Origin of the sequence: Citrobacter sp. Cpo071, assembly GCF_030332765.1 — a bacterium.
Classification (GTDB): Bacteria; Pseudomonadota; Gammaproteobacteria; order Enterobacterales; family Enterobacteriaceae; genus Citrobacter; species Citrobacter portucalensis.
Window position 1 is genome coordinate 1 of record NZ_JAOWHE010000051.1, and the last position, 299, is coordinate 299.

Annotated in this window: 1 tRNA gene; it reads left to right on the forward strand. The window is 45.2% G+C overall.

What is annotated here, in order from left to right:
- Nucleotides 1-70 precede the first annotated feature (70 nt).
- Nucleotides 71-146 (forward strand) — tRNA-Glu (locus OGY09_RS01090).
- Nucleotides 147-299: the final 153 nt, after the last annotated feature.

A 299-nucleotide genomic window follows, 5' to 3' on the forward strand; every position in this document is an offset into this window, starting at 1 on the left:
CTTTGTAGTGCTCACACAGATTGTCTGATGAAAAGTAAATAGCAAGGCGTCTTGCGATTGAGACTTCAGTGTCCCCTTCGTCTAGAGGCCCAGGACACCGCCCTTTCACGGCGGTAACAGGGGTTCGAATCCCCTAGGGGACGCCACTTGCTGGTATGTGTGAGTGAAAGTCGCCGACCGAAGTATCTCAAAACTGACTTACGAGTCACGTTTGAGATATTTGCTCTTTAAAAATCTGGATCAAGCTGAAAATTGAAACGACACACTGTTTCATTTCTCCGTAATAAGAAATGAAAAAT